The sequence below is a fragment of the Tissierella sp. genome (genome assembly GCF_052089545.1).
In the GTDB taxonomy this organism is placed as follows: domain Bacteria; phylum Bacillota; class Clostridia; order Tissierellales; family Tissierellaceae; genus Tissierella_A.
In genome coordinates this window covers 1-6,414 of record NZ_JBQDAA010000140.1, presented here as the reverse complement: position 1 = coordinate 6,414, position 6,414 = coordinate 1, and the positions used below count along the sequence as shown (strand labels likewise).

The 6,414-nt window shown below is 31.2% G+C and carries 8 protein-coding genes; all 8 read right to left on the bottom strand.

Features of this window, described 5'->3' with window-relative positions; all coding sequences use genetic code 11:
- A partial coding sequence (locus tag ACTHW2_RS09680; RefSeq protein WP_442263725.1) for a DUF5937 family protein occupies positions 1-406 on the bottom strand: 406 nt, incomplete at its 3' end.
- A gap of 6 nt (positions 407-412) precedes the next feature.
- Complete coding sequence (locus ACTHW2_RS09675; protein ID WP_084828682.1) at positions 413-1,336, bottom strand: DMT family transporter; 924 nt, start codon at positions 1,334-1,336, stop codon at positions 413-415.
- On the bottom strand, positions 1,326-2,090 hold the full coding sequence (locus ACTHW2_RS09670; RefSeq protein WP_084828681.1) for a DUF4931 domain-containing protein: 765 nt from the start codon (positions 2,088-2,090) through the stop codon (positions 1,326-1,328). Before ACTHW2_RS09670 ends, ACTHW2_RS09675 begins: the two co-directional genes overlap by 11 nt.
- Positions 2,078-2,920, bottom strand: coding sequence for a DUF6282 family protein (locus tag ACTHW2_RS09665; protein WP_084828680.1), 843 nt, complete (start codon positions 2,918-2,920; stop codon positions 2,078-2,080). The genes ACTHW2_RS09670 and ACTHW2_RS09665 overlap by 13 nt, the downstream gene beginning before the upstream one ends.
- A complete protein-coding gene (locus ACTHW2_RS09660; RefSeq protein WP_084828679.1) occupies positions 2,907-3,581 on the bottom strand; it encodes an RraA family protein in 675 nt (224 codons plus the stop codon). The genes ACTHW2_RS09665 and ACTHW2_RS09660 overlap by 14 nt, the downstream gene beginning before the upstream one ends.
- On the bottom strand, positions 3,568-4,674 hold the full coding sequence (locus tag ACTHW2_RS09655) for an isocitrate/isopropylmalate family dehydrogenase (protein ID WP_442263724.1): 1,107 nt from the start codon (positions 4,672-4,674) through the stop codon (positions 3,568-3,570). The genes ACTHW2_RS09660 and ACTHW2_RS09655 overlap by 14 nt, the downstream gene beginning before the upstream one ends.
- Complete coding sequence (locus ACTHW2_RS09650) at positions 4,671-5,429, bottom strand: alpha/beta fold hydrolase (protein WP_442263723.1); 759 nt, start codon at positions 5,427-5,429, stop codon at positions 4,671-4,673. Before ACTHW2_RS09650 ends, ACTHW2_RS09655 begins: the two co-directional genes overlap by 4 nt.
- On the bottom strand, positions 5,429-6,358 hold the full coding sequence (locus ACTHW2_RS09645; protein WP_084828676.1) for a 4-hydroxy-2-oxovalerate aldolase: 930 nt from the start codon (positions 6,356-6,358) through the stop codon (positions 5,429-5,431). The genes ACTHW2_RS09650 and ACTHW2_RS09645 overlap by 1 nt, the downstream gene beginning before the upstream one ends.
- Between the last annotated feature and the right edge of the window lie 56 nt (positions 6,359-6,414).

Here is a 6,414-nt window from a genome sequence, read left to right as displayed (position 1 = left end):
ATACCAGATCCGCATTTTCTATTAGATCTTCCATTAGCTTTGAATCCTTAAAATCTTTTAGTTCATTGATTAACAAACCCTTATCTTTCCCTAAAAGATTGGTTCCAAGTAAAGATATTTGTTTCTCTATACTAGATTCCTCATAAATAATTTCTTCGATAAAGAAATTGGGAATTTTACTTTTATAAAAAGGAGAAAAGTAGTTCAATTCTTGTAATATTTGCTCATCCATTACTTGTTTTGTCTCGCTTGCCCATGTAGTCATTAGTCCATGGCCATCTGGATTTAGCAATACATGTAGGCTCCCCAAAACTTCATTTAGCGGAGAGTATATGCTAAAACAATTCTTATTAATTTCTGATAGATTATCTAGAAGAGATTCCGTAAAGTAAATAGTTACTGTCATTTTGGATCACGTAATTCGCTTTCTTTGGAAAAGATTATTTAACACGATGGCTAGTATTGTCATAGTAACTCCAATGAGTTCTACGTTGGTGAGCTTGTATCCAAACATTATTTCAATCAAGAAGGTTATGATTGGTACAAGATTCATGAATAGAGAGCCATTTTGAGGAGTCAACAGTTTATTCCCAATATTCCACAAAAGTACTCCAATTACTCCTGAGAAAACACTCATATATAACAATTGCCACTTAATGGTTAATAAATTTGAAAGGGAAGGGATGTGTGAAATATTCAAATGTTGTAGTAACAGTATAGCACAAATAGAACTAATATTTCCTAGTAAACAACTAAGCGTTGTGTATTTTAATGAAGACCAATTTTTAAACTCAGCACCACCTATTGTATATAGTACCCACGCGATTACGCTAAGGGATATTAAAAAGACTGGTTGTAATAATGTACTTTGATTTTTAAAGATGGATAGATTACCTTTAGTAACTACTAGAATTACTCCTACTAAAGAAATGGAAACAAGAAAAAGAGTTCTCCAACCAGGAAATTCTTTCTTTGTAATCCATAATACTAAGATTGAAACCATTGGAATTAGTGCCATCAATAAGGATGCTAAAATTGTACCCTGAATTCCAGCTATTTTCTGACCTGCAAAAACCAAAAAATTATAAGCACAGAAGGCCATTGTTCCCAAAAACAGTATTTTGGGAAATTCCTTTCTATTAAGTTTAAATCCCTCCTTACCTTCTTTATAAAATAATATAATTGCTAATATAGAGGCTACTATAAGATATCTTATTAATGTAAACCAATAGGGGTCCACGATTTGTAGTGCACTTCCTGCAATGGGCCATTGAGCACCAAAAACACTCCCTGCAATCAAACAACTAAGTATTCCTTTAAAAAATCTATTTTTCAAAATGACACTCCTTAACATAATTTAAAAATTCATACTTTATATCCTTAATTCTTTCAGTATTGTTGACTTGTGAAACCCTATAGCCAACATAATAGGGGGAAACTATAAAACGAGGGACTACTTTACAAATCAGATTGTTATTTTGAAGAAAGAAAAAAAGATTATACGAATCACAAGATTTATTGAAGTATTTTTTAAGGATAAATCCTACTACATCTTTAATAACATCAGATGTTTTGTCAATATAGGAAGTTCTAGATTTAATATTAAATTCGCAATAACCCATTGTAGGTTTAGTTGAGATATTTACGGAGACGTATTTGTTGTCATAAATTTTATAACCTAAAAAAGACTCTTCACTGATCTCTGAATAGATGTCTTTATTTTCAAATCCCACAATCTGAGTATGTGGGTGCCTTAAACTTCCACCAGATAATGGTCCATAGTTTTTGAACATTGCTACGCTTTTAAAACGAGATTGGTTACTCAATTTTAGAAAAGATTTAATAATATAGTTAATCACTCTTCTATTATAGGCGTAGCTATAATTTGAAATATCTCCGTAATGATCTTCAGATTCAATTATTAATGTCTGATAGGTGTTTTCGATTGTATTATATTTATTATCTAACCAAATCAATCCATCATTTTTATCAATAATATTTGTTAATTGGTTTAAATGACAAAATGGACATTCATTTGAATTTGATGGTTTTTTCTTAGCAATCGAGGTATTAAAAATTAAAGGTTCCATATTAGATTTTTTTCTCCGAAAAGGATTTTTTTTGGCGTGAAATAGAAAATATCATTGCAAATATTTTGTGAGAAATTTGAATATGAAGTTAATTTATTGAAGTAGTAATCATACCCATCGCTAACGGTCATTCTATTAGTCTGACCTAAGTCTGAAGCTATAAATACTCTGTCTTGACCGACAGCATCAATTAATTCAATATCTCTTTTTATTGTTCCCTTGTTGATAAAGTTCATTAAAATATTACATTCAAAATAAATATTTGGATATCTTTTTGACATCCTATATAGTTCTTCAACAGAAAAGTTAGTTAATTTATAAAAAGGATGAGTAACAATCAATCTTACATTAAATTTCATAGCTTCATGAAGTAGTAATTCAACTTCTGTTTTGCTAGAGTGGCCACTAGCAACAGGGATACCATTTTCACCAGCAAATTTTAAAATGTCGATTACATTTGACTTTAGTTTTTCATTTATTGAAATTTGATTTCTAGGATAATCAAAATCTAAAGCAGAATGAAATTTTTTTTGCTTTATAGAAGGAGAAACATAACCAGTTAAAGTTGGCATCCAAATAATGAATGGTTTCTGGCTTATGATAAATTGGGATACAACAGGTGGTAATTTCAATCCTCCTTGAAACTCATTCAAAACAATGGAACCGAATATTCGTTTGGAATTAAGTGTTAGTGGAACTGTTGAATTAGTATGACTTTTAAAAACAGCAAAGCTATCAGATTCAATTAGTTCTTTTTCTAGAGAATCAACGGTATATCTTCTTTGATATAAATCAGGTGCTGCATGGGTATGCAAATCAAAAAATTTCATCCTTATCCTCCCAAGCATGGCTGTAATTAAATGTCTCTCGGGCAATATCCAATCTTTCTCCTTTTTTAATCATATTACGTATTTTCTTTTCTTTAGCTACTACTATTTTTGCCATTTGGATGACTTGGTCGACATGTTCTTGAGGAATTACTACGATACCATTTTCATCGCCTCGAATATAGTCACCGAACTTTATATGTACTTCTCCTATCTTCACGGCTACTTTACTTGCCGACATTACAGTTCTTCCTTTTCCAGACTGCATGAATACTCCCTTTGAAAACATTTTATAACTACAATCTCTGATGTGCCTTATATCTCTACAAAGTCCATCAATTACGGTTCCTGGGATCCCCTTTTTAATAGCAACATCTGTAAGTATATCTCCCCAAACAGTACAATCCATTCTTCCATTGTTAGCCAATACCGGTATGTATCCTTCAGGTATGTCATCGATAAAATTCGCTGCATTCTTTTGTTTCTTTTCTGATTCAGTAGGCTCAATGTACTGAATAGTATATGCTTGTCCTACCAAATTGCATTTTTCTGTCTGGGGGGTTATCCCAGTCAAACCTCCATTAATATTGAGACTATCTAGAGCATCAGAAATTGCTGCAGTATCAAGTGTTTTTAAATCTTTTAATTTATCATGAATTTCCATAGATTTTTACGGCCTCCTCAATAATGTGTTTAGCGGATTCACTTAGTGTGGCATCTCCAGATAAATCAAAGGTACAAAACCTCTTGTCTTTCGCTGTATATTCAACAGCTTTCTGGATTGATTGACTTGCTTCTTTATATCCTAGAAAATCTAATAGCATTGCGATACTCAAGAACATAGCCATGGGATTTACTTTGTTTTGACCTGAATATTTTGGTGCCGATCCATGAACGGGTTCAAAATAGGCTGTCTCTTTGAGTCCATAATTTCCACTATAAGCTAGCCCTAGTCCTCCCATTACAGCAGCTCCTACGTCAGACAGGATGTCACCAAACTGATTTTCACAAATTACGATTTCATATTTTTGTGGTTTCTTTACTAACCACATTGCTACTGCATCAATATTTTCTACAGTATAGTTTAGCATTGGGTAGTCTAGTGAATATTTTTTTATTAGTCTAAATATAATATCGCTTGAGTTTCTAAAAACATTTGGCTTATCTGCAATTACAATATTGCTTTTTCCGTGTTTTAAGGCCCACTCAGAACTAAACTTTAATAATCTATTAAATCCTTCTTCTGTGATAATTCTAATAGTAGCAGCTCCATTTTTTAGTTTATTATTATATTTAGAGGTGCTTTCATTAATAAAATTTTCTAATGGTTCAGGTATTGGATTAAAATCTAAACCACTATACAATCCTTCAGTATTTTCTCTTATAATATATACTTCAAAACTTTTGTTGTTTATTAATGAAACTATTGGTCGGACATTAGCAAATAATTGTAGCTTTTGTCGTAATTGTATTACAGGTGATACATAATCAGTGGTGTTATTGCTTTTTACTTTTAATTCTTGTTCTGCTTCATGCTTAGGTTTGCTTGTTATTGCACCAACTAAAACTGCGTCACAATTCTTAATAAGATTCCATGTTTCATTTGGTACTGGATTTGTAGAATTTATCCAACATTTCCACACAATCTCTCCATATTTCAGTTTAATGTCAAGATTTAACTCTTTGAAAATTGGAACACAAGCTTCCATAACTTCAATACCGATTCCATCCCCTGGTAGTACTGCAATTGATTTCATGAATTCTCCTCAATAAATTGTTTAATCTTTTTATAACTACTTTTTGGATTTTCTTCCAGAACCCTCATTCCGGAGTCTGCTATTGGACAAATTGTAATATTTTTAAAGAAGTCTGTGAATGGTATCGTTTCATCCATTCCTATCAATGGACTATTTTTACCGAAGATTACAAGAGTTTCTTTTTTACTTATAGTATTTTCTTCTTTAAAGTTGTGGCTCGAAATTGCTTCTAAAGATAGTTCCTCTTTGATTACACAAAAATCTTTGGATTGATTTAATGAGTTTTCTTCTAGTATTCCCCCTTTTACCCAAGAAGCCAAATTTACATTAAATCCTTTCTCTCCTATAAAATGTAAATTGTTTTTCCAGCTATTAAATACAGTTTGTACTTTTAAATTAGATTTAATTATCGTTGAAATGAAGATAGTAGGAATCTCGGAATATTTGTAAATAAACTTTTGTGCAATCATACCTCCTAAAGATACTCCGATTAACACTTTAATATTATCTATTTTTTTATTAACCAAAATATTATTTAAGACATCAGCCATATAATCTGTTGTTTTTGGAAATGTAGAATTGTTTCTCCTATATAAATATTCCGGAATATCTATAATGATCAAAGTAAAGTTAGCCCCCAAAGTTAAATATAGCTTTTCCCACTCACCAACAGACATCTCATTTCCATCTTTTCTAGGTAATATGAGGACTATGTTGTTACCGTTACCGATTTTGTAATACCACTTTCTATTCATCATTTGTTTTCCTTGTCTAATAAAGAAGAAATACCTTTTAACTTATAAATTTCTTGTACTTCATCTAAATTCATATTTTTCATACCAATTATCGCACCTTCAGGTTGCGAGAGATAAAAGCCAGACTTTCTTACAACAGTTGTTAATTGATTTGCTAGTGACAAAATTTTAGTAATATTCCATTTGTAAATGAAATTTTGTCTTCTCATTAGACTTAATAGTAATTCTAGTGATAGATTTCCAGAAGATTTCCCATATCCCAAAATACTTGCATCAATAAAATCACACCCTACTTCAATAGCTGCCAGAGCATTTGAAATTGCCATTCCCAAATTATTATGAGCATGAAAACCTAACTTTTGTTTGTCTCCTTTTTTCATAATTAAATGTTTTAACGAAAAAAACATCTTCTTAATATCTTCTGGGAGCATCGCTCCATTTGAGTCAGCTAAATATATGATGTCTGTATTTGTATCAACCAACTCATTTACCAATTCATTTAATTCTTTATGACCTAGACGACTGACACGTATTAAATTGGTACTAATAGCAATATTATATTTCGATAAAGAATTGACAATTTCTTTTACTCGCTCTAAGTTATTTTTTGTAACTGTCAATCGGACCATTCCAATACGTCTATCAGCTAGAATCTCAGCAGTTGATTGAGAAAAATTTTCAGGATTAATCATAACCGAAAATTTTCCTTCCCAATTCAGAATTTCTCCATCAGTCAGAAAGTCTAGGTACTCAGAGTCACATTTTTCTACACCAGAATCCCTAGAAATATTACCTAGATAACCGATTTCAATTAAGTCAATTTTTGCTTTGTTTAGTTCATGAACTAATTTTTTTGATTCAGATTTAGTTAATGCATTATTTACTACATAGCTACATTCTCTGAGAGTGACATCCATTAATTTAAACATAATACCTCCTTCTAATCTAGATTATAAATAACTAGATTAGTGATTTCAATCTATTT

What these genes read in the sequence shown, in the direction of transcription:
- ACTHW2_RS09645 (WP_084828676.1), bottom strand. Translation starts at nt 6,358, where the DNA reads ATGTTTAAATTAATGGATGTCACTCTCAGAGAATGTAGCTATGTAGTA.
- ACTHW2_RS09655 (WP_442263724.1), bottom strand. Translation starts at nt 4,674, where the DNA reads ATGAAATCAATTGCAGTACTACCAGGGGATGGAATCGGTATTGAAGTT.
- ACTHW2_RS09665 (WP_084828680.1), bottom strand. Translation starts at nt 2,920, where the DNA reads ATGAAATTTTTTGATTTGCATACCCATGCAGCACCTGATTTATATCAA.
- ACTHW2_RS09660 (WP_084828679.1), bottom strand. Translation starts at nt 3,581, where the DNA reads ATGGAAATTCATGATAAATTAAAAGATTTAAAAACACTTGATACTGCA.
- ACTHW2_RS09650 (WP_442263723.1), bottom strand. Translation starts at nt 5,429, where the DNA reads ATGAATAGAAAGTGGTATTACAAAATCGGTAACGGTAACAACATAGTC.
- ACTHW2_RS09670 (WP_084828681.1), bottom strand. Translation starts at nt 2,090, where the DNA reads ATGGAACCTTTAATTTTTAATACCTCGATTGCTAAGAAAAAACCATCA.